This window comes from Butyricicoccus sp. AM27-36, from assembly GCF_003480945.1.
In the GTDB taxonomy this organism is placed as follows: Bacteria; Bacillota; Clostridia; order Oscillospirales; family Butyricicoccaceae; genus Agathobaculum; species Agathobaculum butyriciproducens.
The window spans coordinates 134,018-157,946 of sequence record NZ_QUJR01000003.1 but is presented as its reverse complement, the minus strand read 5'-3'; the positions used below and the strand labels follow the sequence as shown (position 1 = coordinate 157,946).

Below are 23,929 nucleotides of genomic sequence, written 5' to 3'. Positions count from 1 at the left end.
ATGAAAACAATTCGAGTCGTCGCCGCAGTCATTCGTGATGGCGAAAAAATCTTTGCCACCATGCGCGGCTACGGTGACTTTAAGGGACTGTGGGAGTTCCCCGGCGGAAAAATCGAGCCCGGCGAAACACCGCAGGAGGCCTTAAAAAGAGAAATCCGGGAAGAACTGGCCTCCGAGATTTCGGTTGGCGAGTTGATTGATACCGTTGAATTTGATTATCCGACCTTTCACCTTTCAATGGATTGCTTCTGGTGTCAGCTGATTCGCGGTAATCTTGAACTGTTAGAGGCCGCCGAAGCGCGATGGCTGACCAAGGAAACACTGAAAAGCGTGGATTGGCTGCCGGCTGATTCAGGGCTGATTGAAAAGATTGAGAAAGCGCTCGCTTTGCTGCCGTCTTGAACTGTAATGCAAGGCGGTGCAGCCATCCTCTACGAAGCCTTTCAGGTATTCAAAACGAGGGAATCCATCACGGCAGTCTTGGCGTTGCCCCGCTGGTCGGACTGGATGACGAAAAGGCAGACGCGATACAAAGTAACGCCGAAACTTGTTGACAGCAAAACCGGTTGGATGTATATTGGTTTACACAGAAACCAGACGCAAACCGGTATTATAAATACCGAACTGATGCATTTATTCGTTAATCAGACAGCGAATTACATGAATGTTACAAGAGGAGCATTACTTTGACCCATCTTTTTGCCCTGTCCGCGGCGACCACCGATATTATGAGCATTTCGCTTCGTTCCCGCCTGTCCGCCGCGCGGCTGACGTATATCGACAGCCTGCACGGCGCCTCCCGTCAGCAGAGCTTCACCGCTTCCCTGCTGCTGGACGAGGCGGTGCGCCGCTGTTTCCCGTCCGTGCCGCGCCCGCTCGACATTGCCGCGAACGAGAACGGCAAGCCGTATCTAACCGCCGTGCCGGCTGTTCATTTCAGCCTGTCGCATTCCGCTGCATGGGCAGTCTGTGCGGTGAGCGACCATCCGGTCGGCATAGACATTCAGCAATGCCGCTCCTTCAAACCCAATATTGCCGACCGCTTCTTCCACCCTGATGAGGTACGGTACCTGTCCTCGCTCTCGCCTGCCGAGCGCGAAAACGCGTTCTACACACTGTGGGCGCTCAAGGAAAGCTACGTCAAGGCTGACGGCCGCGGTCTGCGGCTGCTGCGGCAGTTCTGCGTAGATATCGCCTGTCAGCCGCCAGCAATCACCATCGGCGCACCCGGCTCCCTCTTTGTGCCGGATTTCCCCGATCCCGCCTACAGGCTCGGCGTATGCGTGCGCGAAACCGGCGCAGAAGCGCCCAAGCTGACCGTTCTGCGGAATATTTCCGCCGAGTAAAGCGTAAAAAAGAACCGATATCGCAGGATATCGGTTCTTTCAGTCTGTCAAAAAAGTATTATTTTAATTTTTACGCTTCGTGCGGCAGCACGCATAAAATAGAATTTGCGAAGCAAATTCATAAATTCCGGGAGCATGGTCCAGACCACCCTCTCTTGCCGCTATGCGGCAATTCACCTTGTGTATCTCGGAATTTATACAAGGGAAGAAAAAATGTGCCCGTCAGGGCGCGGTTTTTCTTCGATTTCGCTTGAAAGCGTGGTTTCGAGCGAGAGACTGCTCGGAAAACGTTAGTTTTTCGACAGTCTCAAAGAACCGATATCGCAGGATATCGGTTCTTTTTATGTTATTCCGCGTCTTTCGCCTTACGGACCGCTGTTGCCAACTGATCCGAGCAGCTTGTGCCGCGTCCGCTGCACGAAATGCCCTTGAAGTAGCCTTCAATCTGCTCCACGGTCATGCCCTCGACCACGCGGCTGATTGCCTGCAGATTGCCGTTGCAGCCGCCCTTGAAGGATACGTTGTGCACGGTATCGCCGTCCAGATCGAACGAGATGTTCATCGGACATACGCCGTGCGGCTTGTAGTCAAAATGCTGCATGTCTTTCCTTGTCCTCCCTAACTTATCAGAGCAAAGTGCGGATATGCGCCGCTGCCTGCTCGAATGTGCTTACCTCGGTGTAGGACAGCTCACCGACCGGTTTCGGCTTGTCCGTCCAGTTGAGCCACACGCCGTCAATGCCAACATCGAGTGCGCCCTGAATATCGTGCGTGAAGTTGTCGCCGACCATGACGGTCTCCTCCGGCAGACAGCGGCATTTGTGCATCGCCAGCCAGAAAATCGCCGAACCCGGCTTATCCACACCGGCTTCCTCACTCGTAACAAGGCAGTCCACCTTGTCGGCAATGCCGAGGTACTCCAGCTTTTCCATCTGGATATCCGCCAGCATATTGGTGCAGATGGCCACCTTAACGCCCACCGCACGCAGCTCGTCCAAAAACTCAGCCACGCCCGGGCGCAAGGTCATCTTAGCGAACACCGCATTCCAGTACACGCGGAATGCCTCGCGCGAATAGCGAACGGCGTTCAGGCCCATGCGCTCGAGTGCACCCTGTGCAAACAGCACACGGTCATGCGTAGGCGGCATGGCAGGCTGCTGCCGTGCCAGACGCTTGCGGTTGACGCGGAATGCGTCCGCGAACCCCTTGCCTTTGTCTCCAAACGTGCTGATGGCCCACTCCTCCAGCTTTTCGTAGGCGTAGGCGTCCCCGGCCTGAAAGCTGGTGTATAACGTGTCATCCAGATCGAAAAAAACTGCTTTTAATCCCATAAAATCCTCACAAAAGTTTTTCGTTATAGACTGCGCGGCTGCCGCCTACAAACTTCGGACGGCGGCGTGCGCACAGCAGAACGGCTTCGCCGATCTTCTTGGTCTCAATGCGCAGCGGTACGACCACCGGCTTGATGTGCATGCCGATCAGCGTTCCGCCAATGTCCATGCCTGCAGAAGCACTCTGCTTGAGCGACTCAACCGCCACCGGATCATCAAAGCGTTTGTACGCGGTCGTGCCGAACGAACCGCCTGCCTTGGGCTGCGGAACGACGTTGACCTCCTCCAGACCGAACTGCTCTGCCACAGCACGCTCCACGATCAGCGCACGGTTGAGGTGCTCACAGCACTGTGCCGCCAGTTCCACGCCGTGCTCATGCAGTACGCTGTGAATGCCCTCGAATACCGCTTCGGCTACCTCTACACTGGAATGCGTGCCGATCTTCTCGCCCAGGATCTCACTTGACGAGCAGCCGACCACAAACAGGTCGCCGATCTTCAGCTTGGCTGCCTCGCAAACCTGCTCTGCCGCCTTCGCACTTTGTTCTCTGATTTCAGAAAGCTCCATTTTTCATGCCTCCCCTTATAAGAGTACTATTAGTATAACATAAATGTCGGAACTTGTTAAGACCCAACGGCGTATGTTGAGAGTGAGGAGTTAGGAGGTATCGTGATGATATTGCAGGGCGGGGTGAATCATTATCCACTCCTATCTCCTAACTCCTACCTTATACGAAGGGAGCATAACCATGCAGAATCATTTACAGACCAAGGAGAGTATTCCTGCCGGTCTGCTTTCGCTTGCGATGGCCTTTGTGCCGACGCAGGAATTTGATACGCCGTATGATCCGGTGCTGGCGTTCTCGCGCGGCACGATCTTCCCGGCACTCGACAAGCCGTTTCTCGGAGAGGAGGCAGTGCCGCAATGACCGACAAGGCCAAACTGCTCGGGCGCGTGCGCATGTACGATTTCGCGCTTGTTGAGGTGATCGAGTACCTCGACGGCCATCCGGACAACGCTGCCGCGCTCAAATACTACAACGAAATGCGCACGGCGTTTGACAAGGCCGCCGCTGAGTACGAGGATGCATTCGGTCCGCTGACCGCCCGCGAGGTGGATACCTGCAGCGGACATTGGACGTGGATCGACGATCCGTGGCCGTGGGAAGGAGCTGAGGACTGATGTGGTCATACGATAAACGATTGCAGTTTCCGGTAAAGATCAAGAATCCGAATCCGCAGACCGCCAAAATTGTTATCTCTCAGCTTGGCGGCCCGGACGGCGAGCTGGGTGCGTCCATGCGCTATCTCAACCAGCGGTACGCCATGCCGTATAAGGAATGCAAGGGCATTTTGACGGACATCGGCACGGAAGAACTTGCGCACATGGAGATGATCTCCGCTATCGTGTACCAGCTGACGCGTAATCTCACACCTGAGCAGATCAAGGAAGGCGGCTTTGACGCCTACTTTGTCGATCACACGACCGGCATTTACCCGCAGTCGGCCTCCGGTGTGCCGTGGAGCGCCGCAACGTTCCAGTCCAAAGGAGACCCGATCACTGATCTGTTTGAGGATATGGCAGCAGAAGCTACACCTTTACAAGAACAATCCTTTAGGCTTTTCGCACCATTTTAGCGTATATATCGCCACATTTCTGTATATTATCATACGCGGTATACTCATTGAATGATAATTGATCAAAAATTCCAATGAATCTCTATGGGAACCGTTTTCGTGCCCTTTGCGCGCCGACCGACAGTCACATAGTCAATCAGCGTATCGACCATCTCACGGTTCAGGTGCTCAATGTTCATGTACTTCTCGACCAGTGCACGTCGGTTATCTCCGATAGCGATTCGCTCCTCAAGTTCTCGCATCTGCTTTTCGCCATCCTCGATCACATGCTCCAGCCGATCACGCTCTCCGGCAAAATCTTTCGACATAGCAAGATAGTCCTGCTCTGTCAGCAGTCCCTTTACCTTGTCGAGGTACAGATTGCGAATGCCTGTTGTATATTCCTCCTGCTTCTGACGATAGGTGTTGATCTCCTTTTGCAGGCATTTCTTCTGTTTCTGCAAATCCTTGCAGAACGCTACGCTCTCGGCCGCTTCATCCTTATCGAGAAATTCCTGCGCCATCCGGTTCAGCTCTTCCAGTACAGCTTCCTCCAAATGGCTGACCGCAATAAACGCACCGGGACAGGCTTCCACAGAGATATGCCGATTCGGACATTGCAGATAGTGCCGGTCCTGCGTCTTGGAGGACCGAAGCGTATAGCCGCAATATGCGCACCGTGCTTTGCGTGCGAAAATACCAATTTTTCCATCACTGAACGGTCTGCTGCGCTCTGCTCGCCGCCGACATACCTTGTTCCACAGTTCCTGGTCAATAATCGGCTCGTGCGTACCACGCACAACATACCACTGATCTTTCGGACGCGGCTTACACTGCTTGGTTTTATACGACACACTGCCATACTTGCCCTGCACCATATTGCCGATGTAAATTTCATTTTCCAGCATATCCGCAACCGCAAAGTATTTCCACAAGGTGCTGTTTTTGCTCACCGCCTGCTTGTAGCGTAAGCCATGCTGTCGTTTGTACTCGGTGGGATTGGGAATCCCGCGTGTGTTCAAAATACGGGCGATCGAAGTTTTCCCATATCCCTGTGCAAATAGATTGAACACCTCACGGACTACTGCTGCCGCTTCTTCGTCTATCAGCAAATGCCCTTTGCGATCAGGGTCTTTGCGGTAGCCGTACAGTGCAAACGCACCGATATGCAAACCGTTGACACGGCGGTTGGTCAGTACGCTGCGAATATTATCCGACATATCTTCCAGATACCATTCGTTTACAAGACCGTTGATCTGACGTGATTTCTTGTTGCCCTTATTGTCCGTATCCGCATTATCTACAATGCTGACAAAACGGATACCCCAGATGGGAAACAGACCGTGGATATACTTTTCCACCAGTTCCAATTCACGGGTAAAACGTGACTGTGTTTTGCAGAGGATAATATCGAACTTGTGCTGTTCTGCGTCTTTCAGCAGCCGCTTAAACTGCGGCCGCCGCCTGTCTGCACCAGTATAATCATCATCACTGTAAATCTGATAAACTTCCCACCCCTGTTCTTCTGCATACTGCACCAGCATTGCTTTCTGATTCTGAATGCTGCCCGAATCATCGGTCGCACATAGCTTGTTTTTATCTTCCTCGGATAAACGGCAATAAATTGCTGCTTTTTTCATGTTCTATCCCTCATTCAGATAAGAACAAGCTGTTTCCTACTTTTAGTGTAACGCATAACTGCACTTTTGTCATTGCCTTTTCTCCGTAATTTTCGTTTCTGTCCGTTCGATACGATTGATCATCTCTACCCATTTCTCTGTAAATCGTTTCCGGTCGCAGGTTTCCCCTCCATTCTGAAAAACGTGTGTGCAAACCGCTTTGATCTGCTGTTTTGCCATACGGCTTCACCCTTCCTTTCAGAATAGCCTATGTTGCTCTCTGCTAATGTAAAACCCGCCTGCTGCAAAACAGGCGGGGTTTCTCATTCTACTCTCAAATCCAATATTCGTTGCGGTCGCTGTCCATGATGAAATCATGTTCGTGCGAAACCTCGGTCACAACAGACGAGGGCGCGTCCGCCCATGTGCGGAGATTGCCGCTGTAATCGGAAACATCCGGCGAGGTGTCGCGGCCGGTAATCTGGCAGATTGCCTTTGCAAACGTCAGACGGGATACATCACCACTCAAACCCGCATTCGTTTTGGTCACATACGAAACCAGCGAATTCAGCTGACCAGATGCAGCCCAAATACGCAGATAGCCATTCTTCGAGATCGTATAGTTGATCTCGTAATCATCGCCCTCATCCATGCGAGCGGTATCAAATGCGGACGCAGGCAGAACGCCGATAGAAACAAAATACTTTGCTTCTTCCGGAATATCATACTGGTATTTCGGAACGGTAGTCGTGCCGCGCGGCAGCCAAGTGTTGCCGCCGTTAGCAATCAGACGATATACAACCGTGCAGGCTTCCTGCAGGGATACGCGATCATTCGGCCGCCACAGACCGTCCGCGTAACCACCGAACAGCTGATAGTGAATATCCGTCAGCACCGGTGTACCGGACGAACCAGACGAAACGACTTCAATCTCCGGCGAACGGCCCGAAGCCGAACCATTGTCACCCGTAGCCGCGGCAAGATTGGTGTACGTCTTGCCGCCCGCATCGGTCTTGAACTCAACCGTGATTTTCACCACGCGCTTTTCGTTCGGCGCAATGTCACCGAGCTCCAGAGTAAACACTTTGCTCCGAAAACTCCATTTGCTGTTCAAAACACCGTCCATATAGACGTTGTTCTTCAAAACCGGCGTTACCAGTGTGGTATCCAGCGTGTCTTTGAGAATAACCCGTTTCCACATCTGGTTGGAATCGTTGCCAATCGTGATAGTGAATATAGCACGCTTGCAGTCTGCTGGAACGCCGGAGCCTACATTCACCACAGTTTTATCAACCTCTTTGGTTACATAAAACGCTGTGGTGTTGTCCGGCTGTTCTGCCGTGTCAGGAATCGTTACACCCTTGTCCGTTGCAGTGCCGTGACCGTTATCGCCATCAAGCGAAGCAGTGTTGGTAATCGTTGTGCCAGCCGCACTTTCAAGCACCTGCACGTCAAAAGTGATTTCAGCCGATTCACCCGGTTCGAGATCACCTACGAGCACAGACAGCGCATTGCCGCTCAAATGATACAGCGCAAATTCGTTGTTGATATACACGCCGCCTACCAGCTTAACACCAGTCGGGAGCGTATCGGTCATTACGACATTCTTCCATGCGGCAGTTGCCTTGTTGCCGTTCTTTGCAGTGATCGTGTAGGTGAAGGTATCGCCTACATTAGCAGTCGTGACGCTTGCGGACTTGTTGACAATCGGAGCATCTTCGCCCTCGTCAATCTGAACGCCGCCGTCCGGCATGGGCGTTTCCTTGCCATTATCATCGAGGATAGCGGTATTGACAATGAACTTGCCCTGCGAACCATCATCTACGGTTACATCGAAGCTAAGAACGATCTGTGCGCCTGCTGCGATAGCATCCGGCGTGAAGGTGATCGTCTTAGTGTCGGCGTTGTAGGAGTAGTTTACCGTTGCCGAACCATTCTCCTGCACGTTTCCTGCAAAACTTACGCCGTCAGGCAGAACGTCAATCACTTTCATGTTTTCCCAATCAGCGGTAGCTGCTGTACCATTGGAAAGGCGAATGGAGTAGGTAATCGTATCGCCAACTGCTGCGGTGGTCTTGTTTGCGGTCTTATTGCCCGCATGACCGTCTGTCTTACCATCTTCAATGTCCACACCGTTATCTGTACCGCTCTTGTCCGGCGTATTGCTGCCGCTGACGAGGGCGGTATTTTCAATGTGCATACCGTAAGCGTCGCTGTTGACGGTTACATCAAAGCAAATCGCCTTGGTCTGGTTCGGCGCGATCTCACCGAGCGATACGGTCAGGGTCTTGCCGGTATTGTCGTACTGATATTCTGCGGAGTAGCCGTCTACGGTTACATTGCCGCGGAAAGTCAGTCCGTTCGGAATGGCATCGGTCATAACCGCGTCGCGGATATTCACATCCGCACCGGTCGCATTCGCTGCGTTTACGGTGTAGGTGATCGTATCGCCAATCTTGGCAGTGGTTTTGTCTGCGGACTTGGAAACGGTCAGCAGCACATCACCGTCCGCGATTGCTACGCCATCGTCCTTGTCCTGCACCGGGTCTGCATTATCAGAGGTCAGCGTTGCAAGGTTCTGGATGGTGGTGTTGTATGCGGATTCGTTTACCGTTGCAGTGAAACCGATAACCTGCTTTGCGTCCGGCTCAATCGTGCCGACATTGACGGTCAGCAGGCGGGTATTCTCATCGTAGGTGTAATCGTTCGTGTTCTTGCCGTTCAGCGTGACAGAACCATATTCAAAAGTCAGTCCAGCCGGAAGAACATCGGTGATAACGCCGTTCTCAACCGGAACAGTTGCGGTATCATCATCCTTGACGGTCAGCGTGTATGCGATCTTATCGCCCACGCGGGCAGAGGACTTGTTTGCAGTCTTGTCGATCTGTGGCTTGGCCTTGCCGTCACCAACGGTTACGCCGTTGTCCTTGCCACTGGTGTCCGGCATGTTGTCGGACTTCATAACAGCGGTGTTGTAGATAGTCTTGCCGTAAGCGGCGGTATTCACTACCGCAACGAAAGTTACCGTCGCGCTTTTCTCAATACCGAGATCACCGACCTTGACAGTCAGAACGCGGGACGCTTCATCGTAGCTGTAATCGTTGGTCAGCTTGCCGTTCAGCGTAACCGAGCCGTACTGAATATCCAGTCCGTTCGGAATGGTATCGGTCAGCACAGCGTCCTTGATTGCTACACTTGCGAACTCGCCGTTTGCCAGCTTGATGGTGTAAGTCACCTTATCGCCAACATTGGCAGCGGACTTGTCCGCAGTCTTGGTGACTTCCGGCTTGGTCTTGCCGTCACCGATCTCAACGCCCTTGTCCTTGCCCTCGGTGTCCTTGATGTTATCGCCGGAGAGGACAGCGGTGTTGTGTACGGTCTTGCCGTAAGCCGACTTATTGACGGTCACAGCGAAAGTTACGGTGCGGGCAGCGTTCGGCTTCAAATTGCCGATCTGCACAGACAGCTTACGGCTGGTGTTGTCGTAGCTGTATGGATAGGACTTGCCATCCACCTGCACGCTGCCGTCTACGAAGTCAAATTCAGCCGGAATGGTATCTGCCATTTTAGCGTTTTCGATCTCGTAAACAGCACCGTCACCGTTGCCAACTTTAACGGTGTAGGTGATCTTGTCACCGACATTCGCGGTTGCCTTATCCGCAGTCTTGGTCACATACGGCGCGGTATCGCCCTTTTTGACATACACGCCATCGTCCTTGTCCTCGTAAATATTGGTTTTCTTGCCATCCGCAGCAGTCACATAACCGTTCGTACCCTTGGCAACAGCGGTGTTGTAGATCGTCTGATTGTACATATCGCCATTGATCTTTGCCTTGAAAGTGACAGTTACGGTCTTACCGGCAGCAATATCACCAAGGTTTACGATCAGCGTACCGTTCTTGACGGTATGGGTAGCCGCTGCATTGTTCACATAGACGCTGCCCTCGATAAAGGTCATGCCGGACGGGATTTTATCGGTCAGCACGACACTTTTCCATGCGGAACTTGCTTTCTTATCGTTCGACAGCTTGATCGTGTAGGTGATCTCGTCACCTACCTTAGCGTCCTTGACGCTTGCCGTCTTTTCGATGGACGGGAGCGCGTCACCGGTGCTGTACTTATAAGTGATCGTGCGGATATAGCCGCGATACTCATACGCCGGAATGGACTTGGGCGCAGATTCTGCCTTGCCCGCCGTAGTGACAGACTTTGCGATCTCCTTGCCGCTCGTGTCTACGAATTTCTCGACAATGATGTTGTACTTGCCATCGTTGTACTTCGCGTCATGCCATTCTTCGGCGGTATGGGATACCGTTGCTTCCATGAGGTCTGTATAGCCCCAGAACGATTCTGCAAGATCGTTGTACGGATTTCGCACATGCAGTGCCTTTAGCTTTTCGCAGGTAACAGTGCGGTTAATCATGCTGTTTACCAGCGTTACGGTTTCGGTTCGGGTAATCTCCTTGTCGGGACGGAAAGTGCCGTCCGGGTAGCCCTGAATCCAGCCTGCTTCGCTGGCAGCATTGATATAGCTGTACGCCCAGTGACCTTTCTCCACATCCGAGAAAACCTTGCCGCTGGTGTATTTGAGGTTCTGGAAACGCGCCGCCAGTACAGCAAACTCCGCACGACTGATGGGTGCGTTCGGTGCAAAGCTGTCCTTGGGCTTGCCTTCCAGCAGCCCGATGTTGTACAACGTTTCGACCGGCTCATAGAACCAGTTCTTTGCGCTGACATCCTTGAAAGTGCCGTTTGACATACACCGCGTAAAGCTGGGATAATCACCGTCATACAGGCGGTAGAAGATCATAGCAGCTTCGGCGCGGGTCAGATCACCGTTCGGGTGTACGCCCTTGTCGGGATAACCGATGATGTAGGTCAAGTCCTTATGCGAATACACATACTCAACACTTTCGGTATAATCTGCGTAGGTGTAGTTTGTGATCGTCTGCGGGGACTTTTCCTCGTGTGTGACGCTGTATGTCTGCTTTTTGGCAATCTCCTTGCCGTTTTCTGCGTCAAGATATTTTGCCGTCACCGAGGACAGCGTGCTTGCAGATTTCGTGCTGGCGGCAAACGAACTTGGGATAATCGTTGCCGCCATCGCCAACGCCAGTCCCACTGAGGTGATTCGCTTTATAATCGACATTGTTTCACTCCGTTTCTGATAAGTAATCTGAAATGCTCAACTGCCCCGGCAGCACGCCGTCCTGCAGCCACCAGTGCAGCACTTCTTCCCCGCGCTGCCAGACGAGCGATTGCCTGCTGTTCCTTATTCATTGCGCCCCATCAGCTTGAAGTAGGCTTTCGGGCGTTCCGGCAGTTCCGTCCAGAAAATACAGCGGCCGTACAGATCGTGAACGAAACTCTCACGGCCTAAGTAAAGCTGTACGTCCATTTTGCCGTTCGGATACAGGCACAGAACCCGATGACCGCGCTCCGGCAGTATCTTATTTGCGTTTTTCCATTCCATAGATAACCTCCAAAAGCAAAACCGGAGGAATCCATGCGATTCTTCCGGTTTGTGATTATTCTGTTGTCCGGATTTTTACACTATCATATATATCATCACCTCGCATTTCTCTGGCAGCCTATTCGTCCTCACCCCCGGCTGCCGGGAAACATCAGGCGGCCGGCGGCGTACCGACCTCACAGGCATTGCACCTATCTTGTTGTCCGATCTCATGGCCTGTGACGCTTTTAACGCTCGGACTGTGACTGATCGGGAGTATCATTATCATCTATGTGGGTCATCGCCTTGTCGGGAGCCGCCCGACAGTTCGCGGCTTTACGCCGCAGCTCTCCGCACAGAATTTGTACCTGATGTTTGATGTTTAGTTGCCAAGGAGCAGCGAGAGAATATTTATCCCCTCACTGTACCCCCAAGAAAAGCGCCTACTGAACACCCTGAAAATCAGAATTTTTCAAAATATTTTTTCAGATACTTCAAAATACGATTTCGGCGCTTAAGCATTGCAGTCTGCGTAATACCCAATTTTTGTGCATATTCTCGGGTCGAATAGCCGTCATAGTACAGCGTTTTAATCAGCTTTTTGTCACTTTCCGGCAGAGATTCAATAACTTTAGGCAACTCATCCAGCATTTTTGCTTCATGTTCTGCTTCTTCCTCAAGCAAGCAATATTCCTCCGCACTCAGTTCTGCGTTTTCCAACGTTTCGATATGTATACCATCCTCAATCGTGCGTTCCAGCGATATTTCGCTCTCTGCGGGAATATCCTCTCCGATATATCTTGCACGCCGGTCCATCTGCGAGTATGTATCAAATATCTCGTCTGAAACCTCTACATCCTGTCCGAACACAGTGATGATGTTTGCAACCACGTTGCCGTCCTTATCCCTAACCCGCTTGTAGTTGCGGTTTTTCTGCCAGTTTATCATTTTCAAGCTCCAATCTCAAAGTTTTTGTTTAAGATTGGAACTTATGGATAGCGGGCAATATTAGCTTGCCAGCAGTCTGAAAAAGAGCGAAACCCCCTGCACTTTGGGATTTTAGGGCAAAAAAATAAAGCCTTTCGCACAGCTATTAAGCTATACAAACGGCTTTGCTTACATCGCTTGACAAGGGCACACAGCCCTTTGTCGTGTGCGATAGATAAGTAAAAGTCAAATTTTCCACTCAATCGAAACGTGTTCGTCGGTTGCGCGGATCTGTGAGATCAGGCCGTCGGCAACCTGCCGCCTGTCCTCGAAGTCAATTTCTTCCCATTGGTTGAGGTAGACCGACAACCGCTCAATCTGCTCCGGGGACATGGTTTCCGCCGACAGCGCCGCGATCTCTTTTGTCAGAGCTTGGCGGCGTGTGTCCAGCTCCTCAATTTTGCTGTTGGCATAGGACAACAGCACCGCATTAGCCCCGGTCAGAGTATTCAGCAGCTTTTCAATCTCGTCCTCCACGCGGGCAAGCTCCATGTTCAGCGCGGTCAATTGGGGATTGACCGTTTCCCGCTTTGCCGTCAGCGTCTGGAACTCGGACAGCTTTTTGACCATCTCGCCGTATAGAAATCTTTCAAATTCCCGTGTGCGGAGCGTCCCGCAGCCGTCACAGCTTTTACTGTCGGCCCGCTTGGAGCAGCGGAGATACTGAACACCTGTAGGATTGCCGACGCTCATAAGCGCGTACCCACAGCGGCCACACTTGACCTTTCCGGCAAGCCATGTGTTCTTTGCCTTGCGCCCGCCTTGGAACGTCCTGTTTGCCATGAGCTTTTTCCGGCAGCGCAGCCATGTATCAGACGATACCAGCCCCTCGCTGGGAGCCAGAACAAGTATCTGATCTTTCAGGTGCTTGTTTTTTCTTTCTTGCATGTCCCGGCCCTGGTAGAGATAGCAGCCGTTTGTCCCGGCAAAATCCGTCGCTTCATTGACTACTACCGTACCCTGGCTTTTGAAGAACTCGTACATATCGAGATCAGCCTGTGCGTAAATGGGGTTTCTCAAAAGCTGGGATATAAAGCCCCGTTTCATTTCCTTACCGTAGATCAGGATGCCCTCGTCGGCAAAGTAGCGGGCGATGTCCCCGAAAGAGGTTCCGGGCTGGGAGTACATTTCAAACATCAACTTTGCAATATCTGCCGTTTCCGGGTCAGGCTTCATCATTTTTGTGCGGATGCCCTCAATGGTGGTCGGCTCCAGTTGGAAGCCATAGGGGGCCGCGCCGCTCATGTGAAAACCGTGTTGGCAGCGGGAATAGTAGGCGTCGGTCACGCGCTTCTGGATGGTTTCACGTTCAAGCTGGGCAAACACGATGCAGATATTCAGCATGGCCCGCCCCATCGGGGTGGACGTGTCAAACTTTTCCGTAGAGGATACGAACTCGACATTGTATTCCTGAAAAGTTTCCATCATGGTTGCGAAGTCCAGAATGGAACGGCTAATACGATCCAGCTTGTAGACCACCACGCGCTTGATCAGGCCCCGGCGAATATCGGCCATCATTTCTTGGAACTTGGGCCTGTCGGTGTTCTTGCCGGAATAGCCCTTGTCGGTGTACTTGCGGAAATTGCCTCCTCTCAATTCATACTTGCAGAACTCGATCTGGCTTTCAATGCTGATACTGTCCTTGCGGTCAACGGACTGTCTGCCATAAATGGCATCTTCACGAATAATCATTTGGTGCTCCTTTCCGTGTAGGAGCTACCAAACCTTACACCTATATTATATCTCTGGTAGCCCCGCATCTCAAGGATGTCCCGCATTAGTGCATCTGCGCCCGTCCCGGCGCATACTTCACAAAGACCTCATACAGACAGCTTTCAATCTCACGCTTGCGCTTGTCCCGTGCTCGGGGAGAGAGCATCGGGGTCAGGTTTTCCACGGTGATGGATTTGCCCTGAAAAGATGCGGTTTTGACTTCCTTGTGATAGCCGACTCTTGCCTCCGTCATCTGAAAACCTCCTATAAAAATCAGCGGTGTGAATAGATTTGATGGTTTCCCGTCGTCCGTGGGGAAACGTGAAAGGACGGCACAAAAGCGCCGTCCTTTGACCTTGCCCCACCTCTGGCCACGATGACCAGAAGCAGCGGGACAGTTGTTTTCCGTTTCAATCCACAAAAGAGGGAGCCGCCGCGCCGGAATGGTTTGGGCTGTCATAAGACAGAAAGGCCCGGTTTGATGGCTCCCTGTATGATCGTTGTGTGCCGTATTTGCCACGCATCCCCGGCACGGGGAGTATTCCAGACCGCCGATGGCCTCGGCTGCATAGCCCCACAGCATCGCTGCCCGTGGAGGGCTGGCGCATACCGCAGGGACTCCCCCTCAAGTCTGTGGGAGGGCGTGAGCAAGTTTCATTATCCTCCGCGCTGTCCTCGCGCCCGGTTTGCCAGCGCCGGGTCAAAGGCTGCGTTGATCGCTCGGCCAGCTTGTCCATCACCTCCTGAACTGGCTGTCGTGGCGGCGCACCTTACGTCGCTATCACGCGGATTTCGTATCGGGAATACTGTCTATTCAGTTTTCAAGGTGAGGAAGAAAACTCCTCTCACCTATCAGGAGGTTTCGAGGGCAAATGTACTCCCTCTTACAGAGATTTTTTCAAAATATTTTTCATAGCGGCCAGCCCGCGCTCAATGGAGCAGCAGATGCGGCTCCGGCCAACGCCCTCGGCTGTCGCGATCTCGGCCTTGCTCATGCCGAGAAGATAGTGCTGGTACACACGCCGGACCTGCGTAGGCGGGAGCTGGGCCAGCGCGTCATAGAGGGCAAAGGTGGTTTCCCGTGCCTCAATGTACTCGTCTGGGGGCATGGGCTGGCGGAGCACGTCGGCCTCAAAGCCGAGATCGGTGTCCAGCGAGCACTCGCCATTTCTGCGCTTCTGTCGTTTGTAGCTGTCGCACAGGCGGCCTCCCATCGAGAGGGTGGCGGCGATCTCGTCCGAAACTTCCAGCATCACATTTTCGGTCATATAGGGGTAATACCGTTTCAGATTGATAGTCGTCATAATTGTCCTCCGTTTCAAAAGGTGGTTGGTGAGTGCGGATTGAAATGGAGAACAGGTGGCCCACGGCACCTTGGAGCCTCTGGCCACCGTGACCAGAAGCAGGGGCATACAAAAACGCCCGCACAGCATGACGCTATGCGGGCGTAAGTAAACGAAATTCGTGTTACATGATGTTCAATTTCACTTTTAAGGCCGAACTGCTCCGATGGAGGGGCTACGCTTTTTTTAGCTGGTGCAGATCATGGACGCTACGAAAAAGGAAAATGGACACGGCGGCAATCCCCCTATGTGCCGCCGTGGAGTTACACGGTGTCGGGGCTTCGCCGGTTTAGGATAGACGAAAAGAAACGGCGGCTCTGAAAATCAAAGCCGCCGCTTCATGGGCGCGTGAAAATGCATCTACGTTACGACGGCTTTTTTCTTTTGCTGTCGTGCGGCAGTTATGTTCTATATACTTTTGCAAGCTACTCCATTTCTCGATACCGCGCCGCGATTTCTTCTGTAATCGGCAGTAGCTGACAATCTTCAATCGAATACACCTGATCGCATAACTGCTCAATATCCTTATAATGGTGTGAAGTCAGAAAAATGGTCTTGCCTTCCGCTTTCAGCATACGGATGATGGCCTTTACATCCTCATAGGTTTTGTAGTCCAATGCATTAAAAGGCTCATCCAAAATCAGAATATCCTGCCCCTCCATAATCGCCTGTGCAAGCCCCAATTTCTGCTTCATGCCAAGAGAATAATTGTCTACTTTCGTTTTATTATCAGGGTCAAGCCCCACTTTGCTCATGGCCTGTCGGATTTCTTTTTCTCCAATTTTCCCTTGAATGTCCGCAAGGAATTTCAGATTTTGAAAACCATTGTAAATACCGATAAAGCCAGGGGAATTGATAAATACTCCCAAACTTTCGGGGAAGTCGCAGCCATTTTTACCAAGCTGGTTTCCGCGCACATATACGCTGCCCTGATCTGGCTTCTCAAAGCCGCATATAATCTTGAACAGCACCGACTTTCCGCTGCCGTTAGCGCCAACCAAACCAACAGTTGTTCCCTGTTCTACAGGCAGGGAAATATTCTGAAGAATTGCCCTGCCGCTAAAACTTTTTGATACATTTTTCACTTCAATATATGAACTCATATTCTGTCCTCCTAATTCAATATTTTCTTGTAGCCCCACATAAGAATTCCTGCAATCATCAGCGTTAAAATGGCGGCCTCTATACCAAAGGCGGACACAGCGGAAATTCCAATTCCCGGTTCCACAACAGAAATTCTTGTCAGGCTGGAAAGGCCAAAGGGCGAATAAGCTACCCAATTCCCCGGAAGGATACAGAGCAGATTTCCCGCCACTACCACAAGGAAACCGATTGTAACCTGTCTTGTGGCAATGTAGATGTCGAGCACAATCAGATATTGCGCCAATATATCAAGGCACTTCATTAAAACCGCATAGAGCATAAGCCTGAAAGAAACGATTGTTAATCCAGTGCTGAATAGGGATGCCCCTATAAGGCCAGCCATAAGCCAAAAGAATGCATATATTATGAGAAATTTTGTACTGACTGATAAGATCCCCTTCACTAAATGTCTACGGCTTTTTGCACGCACAGAAATAAAAATAGATTGTCCGTTTACCGTATGTTCCACAAAAGCTGCCAGCAGGTATAGCGGTACACCGCTGGTAATCAGCAGTTCCAGAAATGGGAACACCTGAAAATATCCTGTTCCGTGTCCCGCAAACAGCGAATATATCCATTCTACGCCTGATATGGCGGCACCATTACCCATCGCCTTGTAAATCGAAACTCCCAACACAACACCTAAAAGAATCAGCAGATTGCGAGGGATCATGAGCGCGTGAAAATAGTAGCCAGCTATATCACGGCGGGACAACGGTATATGCGGCAACTGCCCCCGCCACGCAAACCGAATAGATATAGCAATTATCAAAACAAGGAGCAGCAAGGTACAGGCGGTTATCTCAAAACGATGGAGCACGACCAAATTGTGGTGTAAAATCAGCAAATGATTAAAACTCGTCAGCGGAATATTTTGAATTGCCGGAAGCTTGATCCACACAGCCGAGAGGACATAAAGAACGATTACAATTCGAATCGTCCACTTTCTCCCAGTGAAATGTCCAATCCACATACAGATTCCAAATATCAGCCAACTTCCAATAAGCTGATAGAGGGTAAAACAGACAAACGCCTGCAAGGGACTGGCAAAAAGCTGTTCCAGAGTGGAAAATAACTCGGCTTCCGTTGCACCCGCAGCAAGGTTCCATTCGTTGCCTAAAGGTAATCCTATACCAGACAGAAGAATTGCCCCAGTTTGAACAGCCGTCAGAATGACTGCAATCAAACCGACCCCAATCCATTTTTTCAGAAAATAAGAATGGTAACTTTGAAACCGTAAGATTACTGGCTCTCCGTCGTCATCAATAAAGGAAAAGCAGCTTAACAGTACAATCGGCAGCACAAAATAGGTCAGATAGTAATGGTCTGATACCGCCGACAAGATGTGCCGCTCGTATGCAATACCTCCGTTTAACCTCCCGCTGATGGAAAAAAGTATACATCCGGCAAATAGGGCAAGCGACTTTCCATATCCCCACAAGCGGAGATTTTTTCTGATAAGTGTAATCATAACGGATTCCTAAATGGTTACGACAGCATTTTTCTTAGAAAGAAGAAACGCTGTCAGGCCAATCACAATGCTTAAAACAATCGGGCCAAAGAGGAAAGAGGAGATCGATACGACCTTTGTATCGACTGTTGCGGGATCAAAAGCTACGACCAGTCGCAGTCTCTCCAAGCGGAGAATAGCCAGGACAAAATTTTCTAAAATGGAATACATAAACGGTCCGGTAAGGATTACAAAAATGTTCTTGCAGTATAAAGCGAGGACAAATCCGAAGGTCATTACAAAAAGGCTGACTATGCCCCTCCAAAGGGATAGGGCAACTGCATATAACAGCGGGGCCTTTATAAATGCGTTTTCAAATATATGGCTAAACGGATTTTCAACGAAAGGAACCACGGGCGTTTTTACATAGAGGGCAAACACCGCCGATAGTATATAAGGAATCACAATAATACAAAGGGTTCCCAGCGCATACGCAATCCATTTGGCAGTCAGATACTTCTTAATTTTCACTCGCGGCATGACATAGAGCAGGAAGTTGTTTTTGCGCTCGTAATACAAATTCCAGCATAGCGGCACCACAACAAATAGCGGATAAAGCAGAGAAAACAGTTCTGTTCCAACTTCCCATGCCTCTAAATCGTAGTGCAGTACATAATTTTGGTAAATTGTGCAGGACAACACACTCATGGCGATTGCCAGAAGAACCGTTGTCAATAGCACCGGCAGAAAAACTTTTTTCCACTCATTTCTCACAAGGCCTATCATATTTCATTCATCCCTTTCTTTGTTTTTCCCAGTATATCGAACTCTTTCGGGCGCTTCAATAGGCCGGAAACAAGAGAGGGTTTTAAGGGAACAAGATAAATTTCGTTCCCTTAAAACCCTCGTTCATACCCTTTTCTCATGGCATGAGTATGCCAAAGACAACATAATTTTCATTCAAAATGGATTCATTGCGGGCCAGGATTTTCCCATGATACCGTTCCGTCATGCGCAGGATATTATACAGGCCAAATCCGTGGCCGTCCCGACTTACCTTTGTTGTTACGCCTTTTCCAAACAAGGCCATAAATTCAGTATTTGACAGCGGCGGAGCTGGATTGGAAACTGTCAATTCCAGAAAGTCGCCCTGTTTCTTACTGGATAAAAAAATTGTACTTCCTTTCGGTGAAGCTTCGATTGCATTATCCAATAAAATTCCAATGGCCTCGATCCATTCTGTTTCCGGGGTGACGGTTTTCTTGAAAAGACCGTGTAAGGATAATTCTATGTGAAGATTTGCCACTTCTGCCTGCTTTATTTTTCCAAACAGCATCCCGGCAATCATTTTGCTGTCGCATGAGAGCAGTTCCCGGTCATTAAGACTGATTCCAATGCTTCCCGTGAGAGCCGTCACTTCTTTCCGGGCTTCTTCTAAAGTATCAGCAGAGGTAACGACAGCTTCAATCGCCATCATCCGGTTATTAAATTCATGCTGTCTTGCCCTAACCTGTGAGATCAATTCTTCTACAATAGGCACATACTGCTCAATCATGTGGATTCGCTTTTGCTCCTGCGTCCGACGCTGATGTAGGAACAGCAATATACTGTCCAGCAGCAACACCGCAAGGATCAGAATTATAATCACCCACAGATGGGAAAGAATTCTATCCACATCAAAAGAGAGGATAGAAAGCACTGCCATGAGAAGGACAGCGATATTGGCAGATACGATCAGAACTGTGAAATCGCTTCTTTGGACGAGCTGATGGATCAAGCCGAAAAGTGGCGTGAACTCCAGTACGACTATAAGGCACAACGCCGCTATACGGCTGCCCAACAGGAGTAAAATATCCGTAGCTCCGCAGACAGCAAAAAGAACCGCGCACAGGCATTTGACGAACAGGAAAATGGAGAAGGCCGCCATTGTGCCGCAGAAAACCGTTCCGCTGGATTTGGAGCCGAAGAAAATACTGCTCAACAACAATACTGCAAAAATCAAAAACAGCAATCCAACAATATTGTCTGCTGGTAGTATTTCAAAGCCTTCACTGCGGAAAGATGCCGTCATATTTGCTCCGACAGAAAAATCCACTCTCGGTACAACACAAAGAACAAGAAGAATGGGAAAAATGAAAAAATCTTTTGCCTTTATTTCTGATTTTTGCCGGAAAACGGCTTCACAGCAGAGAGCCAGTATTCCCACATCCAATCCTAACTGTATCAGATTCATTAGAAAGTTCATGTTTACCCCCATAATTCGGCCTGATATTTATTTCCGATGGGGATTGTATCTGTAAATCCTTTCAGAAAAATCTTCCGCTCGGATTTGTCAATTTTCTCAATATGGGATTTGTTCACGACATAACTCTTATGGCACTGAACAAATGCTGGATCATCAAGCAACGCCAATAAACCAGACAAAGTGTACCCGGAAATCGTATCTTCTTTGATGCCGGACAGACGGCTACTGGTATGGATCACAAGTTTTTTTCCAAAGGCTTCGATATAGGCAATATCCTGTGTAACATATTCTAAGATAAATTGCTTTTGCTCAATCTGAATGGTTTTTGCTTGTTGGCTCATCTGTTTAGACAATCCCAACGCGTCACGAAATGCCGTTACAAATTCTTCTTCGCCAAATGGCTTTACAAGAAAACTGTAACACTTCACATCTCGATAAGCTGAAAGTTCTTCTCCTGCCAATGCCGTTTCAAAAATAATCGGCGTATATTTATATTCAGGCAATTCGCGGAGCTGCTTTGCTAAGCTGGTTCCTTTATAGTCCTCTAACTGAATATCAAGGATAAAAAGGGAAACATCGTTCGCTTTTGCATATTGCAGGGCATCGCCTGCTTCGGGAAAAGAAACCACGTCCAATTCAGCGAATATTTTATTGATATATCGGATTATCCTTTTTACTGCATCTGGATTATCCTCTACTAATAATATTTTACTCATTATGATGGTTCTCCACTATTATCTTTGAATTTTACAAATCAATTATATTATAATCTTTTTCGCCCAAAGGTACAAGCAGCAAAGAGAGCGAAATCAGATAGTCAGGCAAATGAAATTATACATTGTTCAAATAATAACACCCGAAATGTAAAATTACATTAGGTGGTGATGCTATGAAAATTGAACGGGACGAACGCAGATTTAACTTTCACGGGATCGGCCTTGCCATTAAGCGGGCAAGAGAAGCCAGCGGAATGACACAGGAGCAATTAGGATACATTGTTGACCGCGATCCGCGTACCTTTCTTCATGTAGTACAAATGAGCACATTACCAAAATTACAATATTCAGAATTGCCGAAACGATCAATTCTAAACCGTACGCACAGATTTCCAATTGTTCATCCGATACAATAATCCCCTTCTTTTTGAGATAATTACAATAAGAATCGACAAACTTCTTCATAAAAATACTCTATTCTCGCTTATTCACTTCACTATACCTGATATTCCTTATTATATCGAGCCCTTGATGTATTTCAATGTCCTTGCAGAGTTTAGTCCCGTTTTTGCAGTAATTAGTTGAAAAGATAGTATAACTATTATAAAATAATAGTATAAATCGCTTCTAATTGGTATCTATACTACTTAAAATAATAGTATCGCTATACCTGAGGTGATTATAGATGATAGGTCTTGGAGAAATTATTCAAGTCAAACGTAAAGAGTTAGGATTGACGCAAGAACGTCTTGCTGAAAAAAATCGGGAAAACCGCTGGATACATCGGCCAAATTGAACGCGGGCTCAGTTATCCATCTTATCCGGTTTTATTACAGTTGATTGAAACATTAGAGCTTGATGTACAATCTTTATTCTGCACATCAACACTCGAAGAAAGCGCAAAACTGAAGCAAGAATACGCACAACTCTATTCCAAACTCTCAAAGAAACAGCAACAATTAGCCCTTGGAATGTTAAAACTTATTTCGAGATGTGATTTTTAACAGGAGTATTTATGCGAATTGCAATTTGTGATGATGAAGATCAGGAACGGCTCAATATCGAAGCATTAGTCAAACGATATGCCCCCGAATTATCTATTGTCCTTTTTTCGTCAGCAGACGAACTGTTGACAGCAGCAAAAACGACATTTTTCCCATTGATTTTTCTGGATATTGAAATGGATGATACAAATGGCTTTGATGCTGCAGAAGAACTTATGTCAGGAAGCGCAAAACCGCTTATTGTTTTTGTAACCAAGAGCACCGAATATACGATTCGTGGTTATGACGTGGCTTTTCATTATCTTGTAAAACCTCTTAATGAGGAAAAGTTCTATGAGGTTCTCAAGCGCGCTTTGCGTCTGATCATTCCGCAGTATTTTTCATTCTCCTCGAATGGCGAACTGTATCGTATCCCTGCACAAGAAATTCTGTATTTCGAGTCCCGTAATTATATGCTTTTCATTCATACACAGCAGCAGATTTATAAAACTCGATTGAGCTTAAAAGAGGTTGAACCACAATTATCATCTGCAAATTTTCTTCGTATTCATGCCAGTTTCCTAATCAATCTGCATCATGTAGTTCGCATAACAAAAGACGATGTAGAAATGCAGAACCATCAACTGATCAAAATCAGCAGAAACCGAAAGAAAGAGGTCATTGCAGCTTTTACAAAGTTTGCGAGGGAAAACATATGACTTTGCTAATTGAAGCCCTCAGTGGTGTATTAGACACCTTTCTACTCTATCTTTTTGCATCTGGATTTTACTCAAAATATCGCAGCACTAAATACAAAGGACATTTATACTTGCTTGTAGGTATTTTTATTATCGTGATGAGCTGTATCCCTATGCCGGGTATACTTCGTATCCTACTTAGCTGGAGCATTATCAGTGTATCAACATATGCGATTTTTGAATCCACTGTTCGCAAGGCACTTTTAACTTCAACAGCATTTATAACCCTCAGTGTGTTGGTTGACGTAATATGTGAATATCCTTTTTATCTCTCCGGCATTTCACGAACGGTTATCCTCGGACAGGGGTTAGCACGCTGCATATTTATCATCTTTGCAAAGCTGATAAACTTGCTGCTCATTCTTTTTATTGTCACACTGTTCGGCAAAAAAGGTTTACTTGATATTCCATTCAAAGAATTGCTCCCACTGACGACCTGCCAGCTCGTCAGTGTATTTATCTGCATTGTATCATTGGAATTGGTCGGAACCGTATCGCACTTTCTTTTAATATTATTAACACTTTCTATTGCCGGAATTTTGTACATCAACATTGTATTCTTCGTATATATGCGATCTATTCGTACAAATTACGAAAACGAGCAGCAGCGGCGTTTGGCTGAACAGCAACTCGAAACTCAGCTGTCTTATTACGAACAGATGAAATCCGCTAACGAGCAAACGCGAAGCCTGTGGCATGATATAAAAAAGCAATTAACTGCTGTTACTGCATTAGTCAAGGACAGTGATGTATCACAAGCAGAGTTATATCTCGAAACCATTACCAAATCATTTAATTCGCTTAGCAAAATCGTTGATGTAGACCATCCGGTTATTAACGCAATTTTGAATGATGCACTGGGAAAATCCTCGCTTTCTGGTATTACTTTAAAAATCGACGTTTTTGTTTCCCCTCAGCTTGCCTTGTCCCCGCTGGTTTTAAGTGTTATTCTCGGAAATACATTGGATAACGCAATTCGTGCGTGCAGCGGTGTATCTGCCGATACGCCTAAAATCGTAAGTTTAACTTTAAGACAAAAGGACAGTATTCTGTATTACCGCATTTCCAATCCCTATGACCCAGAATTTTCTTCTAAGAAACGCGAGGGTATTCATGGTTATGGGCTGAAAAACGTCAGTTCCACAGTAGAACAAATTGGCGGCACGATGCAAATCAATCAAGAGAATAATCTATATACTGTAGAGATTATTTTGAATTTGTAAAAT

24 protein-coding genes and 1 pseudogene are annotated in these 23,929 nt (G+C 48.7%); 8 read left to right on the top strand and 17 right to left on the bottom strand.

Features of this window, described 5'->3' with window-relative positions:
• On the top strand, positions 1-402 hold the full coding sequence (locus DW724_RS05895; RefSeq protein ID WP_118760955.1) for a (deoxy)nucleoside triphosphate pyrophosphohydrolase: 402 nt from the start codon (positions 1-3) through the stop codon (positions 400-402).
• A 284-nt stretch (positions 403-686) separates the two neighbouring features.
• Entirely contained in the window at positions 687-1,346 is a 660-nt protein-coding gene (locus DW724_RS05885; protein ID WP_118760953.1) for a 4'-phosphopantetheinyl transferase family protein, read from the top strand.
• Positions 1,347-1,692: 346 nt separating this feature from the next.
• Here the strand turns inward: DW724_RS05885 and DW724_RS05880 are convergent, their stop codons facing one another.
• Genes DW724_RS05880 through DW724_RS05870 form a run of 3 tightly spaced genes read right to left on the bottom strand, consistent with a single transcriptional unit; the run spans position 1,693 to position 3,245 of the window.
• Positions 1,693-1,947, bottom strand: a complete 255-nt coding sequence (locus tag DW724_RS05880; RefSeq protein ID WP_118760952.1) for a TIGR03905 family TSCPD domain-containing protein — start codon at positions 1,945-1,947, stop codon at positions 1,693-1,695.
• A 25-nt stretch (positions 1,948-1,972) separates the two neighbouring features.
• A complete protein-coding gene (locus DW724_RS05875) occupies positions 1,973-2,677 on the bottom strand; it encodes an HAD family hydrolase (protein WP_118285047.1) in 705 nt (234 codons plus the stop codon).
• Positions 2,678-2,684: 7 nt separating this feature from the next.
• On the bottom strand, positions 2,685-3,245 hold the full coding sequence (locus DW724_RS05870) for a TIGR01440 family protein (protein ID WP_117491574.1): 561 nt from the start codon (positions 3,243-3,245) through the stop codon (positions 2,685-2,687).
• Between the two features lie 181 nt (positions 3,246-3,426).
• Here DW724_RS05870 and DW724_RS05865 point away from each other — a divergent pair, with 181 nt between their 5' ends.
• The 3 genes and pseudogenes from DW724_RS05865 to DW724_RS05855 all read left to right on the top strand — a co-directional run.
• Entirely contained in the window at positions 3,427-3,606 is a 180-nt protein-coding gene (locus DW724_RS05865) for a spore coat associated protein CotJA (RefSeq protein WP_117491585.1), read from the top strand.
• Positions 3,603-3,860 (top strand): spore coat protein CotJB, encoded by a 258-nt coding sequence (locus DW724_RS05860; RefSeq protein ID WP_118285050.1) that lies wholly within the window; start codon positions 3,603-3,605, stop codon positions 3,858-3,860. Before DW724_RS05865 ends, DW724_RS05860 begins: the two co-directional genes overlap by 4 nt.
• Positions 3,860-4,267, top strand: a pseudogene (locus tag DW724_RS05855) (manganese catalase family protein); the annotation flags it as partial. The gene DW724_RS05860 and the pseudogene DW724_RS05855, both read left to right, overlap by 1 nt.
• 110 nt (positions 4,268-4,377) lie before the next feature.
• On the opposite strand, the gene DW724_RS05850 reads toward DW724_RS05855, so the two are convergent.
• The 14 genes from DW724_RS05850 to DW724_RS16380 form a co-directional block, all read right to left on the bottom strand.
• Positions 4,378-5,934, bottom strand: a complete 1,557-nt coding sequence (locus DW724_RS05850; protein ID WP_118760951.1) for a recombinase family protein — start codon at positions 5,932-5,934, stop codon at positions 4,378-4,380.
• Between the two features lie 69 nt (positions 5,935-6,003).
• Positions 6,004-6,153, bottom strand: coding sequence for a hypothetical protein (locus tag DW724_RS15775; protein ID WP_188885711.1), 150 nt, complete (start codon positions 6,151-6,153; stop codon positions 6,004-6,006).
• Positions 6,154-6,247: 94 nt separating this feature from the next.
• Entirely contained in the window at positions 6,248-11,062 is a 4,815-nt protein-coding gene (locus DW724_RS05845; RefSeq protein ID WP_118760950.1) for an isopeptide-forming domain-containing fimbrial protein, read from the bottom strand.
• Between the two features lie 123 nt (positions 11,063-11,185).
• Complete coding sequence (locus tag DW724_RS05840; protein WP_118760949.1) at positions 11,186-11,386, bottom strand: hypothetical protein; 201 nt, start codon at positions 11,384-11,386, stop codon at positions 11,186-11,188.
• Between the two features lie 441 nt (positions 11,387-11,827).
• Positions 11,828-12,256, bottom strand: a complete 429-nt coding sequence (locus tag DW724_RS05830; RefSeq protein ID WP_158580226.1) for a sigma-70 family RNA polymerase sigma factor — start codon at positions 12,254-12,256, stop codon at positions 11,828-11,830.
• A gap of 282 nt (positions 12,257-12,538) precedes the next feature.
• Positions 12,539-14,044 carry a recombinase family protein gene (locus DW724_RS05825; protein WP_118760947.1) on the bottom strand — a complete coding sequence of 502 codons (1,506 nt, stop codon included), beginning with the start codon at positions 14,042-14,044 and terminating at the stop codon, positions 12,539-12,541.
• Positions 14,045-14,129: 85 nt separating this feature from the next.
• The gene (locus tag DW724_RS05820; RefSeq protein WP_021886981.1) at positions 14,130-14,318 is read right to left on the bottom strand and encodes a hypothetical protein; all 189 of its coding nucleotides are present in this window, start codon (positions 14,316-14,318) and stop codon (positions 14,130-14,132) included.
• 631 nt (positions 14,319-14,949) lie between these two features.
• Positions 14,950-15,369, bottom strand: coding sequence for a sigma-70 family RNA polymerase sigma factor (locus tag DW724_RS05815; protein WP_118760946.1), 420 nt, complete (start codon positions 15,367-15,369; stop codon positions 14,950-14,952).
• A gap of 464 nt (positions 15,370-15,833) precedes the next feature.
• The gene (locus DW724_RS05810; RefSeq protein ID WP_118760945.1) at positions 15,834-16,511 is read right to left on the bottom strand and encodes an ABC transporter ATP-binding protein; all 678 of its coding nucleotides are present in this window, start codon (positions 16,509-16,511) and stop codon (positions 15,834-15,836) included.
• A gap of 11 nt (positions 16,512-16,522) precedes the next feature.
• The gene (locus DW724_RS05805; RefSeq protein WP_118760944.1) at positions 16,523-18,022 is read right to left on the bottom strand and encodes a hypothetical protein; all 1,500 of its coding nucleotides are present in this window, start codon (positions 18,020-18,022) and stop codon (positions 16,523-16,525) included.
• Positions 18,023-18,031: 9 nt separating this feature from the next.
• Positions 18,032-18,787 (bottom strand): hypothetical protein, encoded by a 756-nt coding sequence (locus tag DW724_RS05800; RefSeq protein ID WP_118760943.1) that lies wholly within the window; start codon positions 18,785-18,787, stop codon positions 18,032-18,034.
• Positions 18,788-18,923: 136 nt separating this feature from the next.
• Positions 18,924-20,246, bottom strand: coding sequence for a sensor histidine kinase (locus tag DW724_RS05795; protein WP_243105696.1), 1,323 nt, complete (start codon positions 20,244-20,246; stop codon positions 18,924-18,926).
• A gap of 2 nt (positions 20,247-20,248) precedes the next feature.
• Positions 20,249-20,962, bottom strand: coding sequence for a LytR/AlgR family response regulator transcription factor (locus tag DW724_RS05790; RefSeq protein WP_118760941.1), 714 nt, complete (start codon positions 20,960-20,962; stop codon positions 20,249-20,251).
• Between the two features lie 228 nt (positions 20,963-21,190).
• Positions 21,191-21,427, bottom strand: a complete 237-nt coding sequence (locus DW724_RS16380; protein ID WP_118760940.1) for an accessory gene regulator B family protein — start codon at positions 21,425-21,427, stop codon at positions 21,191-21,193.
• 284 nt (positions 21,428-21,711) lie between these two features.
• On the opposite strand from DW724_RS16380, the gene DW724_RS15425 reads away from it, so the two are divergent.
• From DW724_RS15425 to DW724_RS05775, 3 genes are read left to right on the top strand one after another with little or no spacing between them, the layout of a single operon-like run.
• A complete protein-coding gene (locus DW724_RS15425; RefSeq protein WP_147358643.1) occupies positions 21,712-21,966 on the top strand; it encodes a helix-turn-helix domain-containing protein in 255 nt (84 codons plus the stop codon).
• A gap of 11 nt (positions 21,967-21,977) precedes the next feature.
• Complete coding sequence (locus DW724_RS05780) at positions 21,978-22,664, top strand: LytR/AlgR family response regulator transcription factor (RefSeq protein ID WP_118760939.1); 687 nt, start codon at positions 21,978-21,980, stop codon at positions 22,662-22,664.
• The gene (locus tag DW724_RS05775) at positions 22,661-23,926 is read left to right on the top strand and encodes a sensor histidine kinase (RefSeq protein ID WP_118760938.1); all 1,266 of its coding nucleotides are present in this window, start codon (positions 22,661-22,663) and stop codon (positions 23,924-23,926) included. Before DW724_RS05780 ends, DW724_RS05775 begins: the two co-directional genes overlap by 4 nt.
• The last annotated feature ends 3 nt before the right edge of the window (positions 23,927-23,929 follow it).

Bases quoted from the DNA above. Each gene is read 5' to 3' on its own strand.
- DW724_RS05895 (WP_118760955.1), top strand. From the start codon at position 1: ATGAAAACAATTCGAGTCGTCGCCGCAGTCATTCGTGATGGCGAAAAA.
- DW724_RS05880 (WP_118760952.1), bottom strand. From the start codon at position 1,947: ATGCAGCATTTTGACTACAAGCCGCACGGCGTATGTCCGATGAACATC.
- DW724_RS05875 (WP_118285047.1), bottom strand. From the start codon at position 2,677: ATGGGATTAAAAGCAGTTTTTTTCGATCTGGATGACACGTTATACACC.
- DW724_RS05870 (WP_117491574.1), bottom strand. From the start codon at position 3,245: ATGGAGCTTTCTGAAATCAGAGAACAAAGTGCGAAGGCGGCAGAGCAG.
- DW724_RS05865 (WP_117491585.1), top strand. From the start codon at position 3,427: ATGCAGAATCATTTACAGACCAAGGAGAGTATTCCTGCCGGTCTGCTT.
- DW724_RS05860 (WP_118285050.1), top strand. From the start codon at position 3,603: ATGACCGACAAGGCCAAACTGCTCGGGCGCGTGCGCATGTACGATTTC.
- DW724_RS05850 (WP_118760951.1), bottom strand. From the start codon at position 5,934: ATGAAAAAAGCAGCAATTTATTGCCGTTTATCCGAGGAAGATAAAAAC.
- DW724_RS15775 (WP_188885711.1), bottom strand. From the start codon at position 6,153: ATGGCAAAACAGCAGATCAAAGCGGTTTGCACACACGTTTTTCAGAAT.
- DW724_RS05845 (WP_118760950.1), bottom strand. From the start codon at position 11,062: ATGTCGATTATAAAGCGAATCACCTCAGTGGGACTGGCGTTGGCGATG.
- DW724_RS05840 (WP_118760949.1), bottom strand. From the start codon at position 11,386: ATGGAATGGAAAAACGCAAATAAGATACTGCCGGAGCGCGGTCATCGG.
- DW724_RS05825 (WP_118760947.1), bottom strand. From the start codon at position 14,044: ATGATTATTCGTGAAGATGCCATTTATGGCAGACAGTCCGTTGACCGC.
- DW724_RS05820 (WP_021886981.1), bottom strand. From the start codon at position 14,318: ATGACGGAGGCAAGAGTCGGCTATCACAAGGAAGTCAAAACCGCATCT.
- DW724_RS05815 (WP_118760946.1), bottom strand. From the start codon at position 15,369: ATGACGACTATCAATCTGAAACGGTATTACCCCTATATGACCGAAAAT.
- DW724_RS05810 (WP_118760945.1), bottom strand. From the start codon at position 16,511: ATGAGTTCATATATTGAAGTGAAAAATGTATCAAAAAGTTTTAGCGGC.
- DW724_RS05805 (WP_118760944.1), bottom strand. From the start codon at position 18,022: ATGATTACACTTATCAGAAAAAATCTCCGCTTGTGGGGATATGGAAAG.
- DW724_RS05800 (WP_118760943.1), bottom strand. From the start codon at position 18,787: ATGATAGGCCTTGTGAGAAATGAGTGGAAAAAAGTTTTTCTGCCGGTG.
- DW724_RS05795 (WP_243105696.1), bottom strand. From the start codon at position 20,246: ATGAACTTTCTAATGAATCTGATACAGTTAGGATTGGATGTGGGAATA.
- DW724_RS05790 (WP_118760941.1), bottom strand. From the start codon at position 20,962: ATGAGTAAAATATTATTAGTAGAGGATAATCCAGATGCAGTAAAAAGG.
- DW724_RS16380 (WP_118760940.1), bottom strand. From the start codon at position 21,427: ATGAAGAAGTTTGTCGATTCTTATTGTAATTATCTCAAAAAGAAGGGG.
- DW724_RS05780 (WP_118760939.1), top strand. From the start codon at position 21,978: ATGCGAATTGCAATTTGTGATGATGAAGATCAGGAACGGCTCAATATC.
- DW724_RS05775 (WP_118760938.1), top strand. From the start codon at position 22,661: ATGACTTTGCTAATTGAAGCCCTCAGTGGTGTATTAGACACCTTTCTA.